Genomic DNA, 1,389 nt, shown 5'->3' on the forward strand with positions numbered 1-1,389 from the left:
GGAGGCCAGGTTGGCGTTGTATGGCAGCAGCCTGGGGGTGTTGGGGGGTGGCGCGGAACTGGTGGGGAGTGCATTGGCGGGAGGGGCGAATCGGGTGCTGACGAATCGGGCGTTGTCTGTGCGAGGCGTGGCGACGGTCAAAACGACGGTGGATGCCGGGCGTGTGCTGGCGAGAGCGGGGGCGGTGATTAGTGCCGCAGCGGGGTTGTTCGAATCAACGCAAGCTGGTGTCGCTATGAATCGGACCTGGAGGAGCGGCGACACTACAGCTGCGACTGGATATGGTTTTTCTATGGTGCTTTCAAGTATCGGGACAGGCTTCAGTATTTACGCAGCAGCGTCAACAACCTCAGCACTGCTAGGCCCCTTGGGTATCGCCATGGTATTGGGTTTTCTGGCCTACGGCTTCTATCAGTGGGCCCAAAGAAAGGAATCAAGCCCCTTTGAACAATGGGCAAAACGCTGTTACTTCGGTCATGCGAACGAAACGCCCAAGGTTCATTGGCTAAGACCGGATCAGGCCCACATCGCCATTGCCGAACTCAATGCCGCGACACTGGGCCTTGAGGCAGGCGTCAATTTCCGACTACGAATGACCGGCCTCAGTTCCCCGGACTATGGCGGTCCCATCGCAGGCGTGAGCGCCCCGGTCTATGAACAATGCCTGGAGTACCGGCTGTCCCTGCCGTACTTCGACGCCACTCGCTCTGCTTACCGCTGGACCCTGACGATACACCGCCACGGCGACGGACCCGCCACGCAGTACACCCGCGGAGAAGTCGTGGTGGGCGGTGAGTTAAATCCCCCCGCCATTACCACCTCTGCCAGCGAACGTCGCGCCGCGCTGGCAACCTCTACACCTCCCAAAAAGCCCGACTACCGAGCAAACAGCACCACGCCTCGCGTGACCATCCGCACCGTCCACATGACCGATGGCAGCTCCACACAGGTGAAAGACATCCAGGGGGCGATTGTCCTCTTGCTCGAGGCCCGGCACTACAACATCGAAGGCGCGACCTTGTCATTGACCTACTGGCCCGACCGAGAGGTACAGGAAGCTTACGCAGAGCTGAGCATGGTGGACTTCCAATGAACGCCCAACCCCATCACAACCCATCTTTCTGGAATTAAGCTATGGCATACACCGCTCCCTTACTCGACGAGCCGGCGCCCGGCTGGAAACACGACTTGCCTGGGCCCAACCACCCACCCTCCGTTGAGCCCTATCCACCCGTACTGCCGAATCCACCCAACTACGTGGACGACATCTATCTGGAGTTACCGCGCTCGACGCTCAGGATGCGGAGTGTGGGTGCCTGGATAGCCATTCTTTTTCTCTTAATGTCATTCATCTCTGTTGCGATTTGGATCACGGCGGTTGTAACCATA

2 pseudogenes are annotated in these 1,389 nt (G+C 59.2%); both read left to right on the forward strand.

Features of this window, described 5'->3' with window-relative positions:
• Positions 1–1,093 (forward strand): annotated as a pseudogene (locus AC3WQN_RS25385) (hypothetical protein); the annotation flags it as partial.
• A gap of 41 nt (positions 1,094–1,134) precedes the next feature.
• Positions 1,135–1,389: pseudogene (locus AC3WQN_RS25390) on the forward strand (hypothetical protein); the annotation flags it as partial.

This window comes from Pseudomonas sp. FW300-N1A1, from assembly GCF_058789115.1.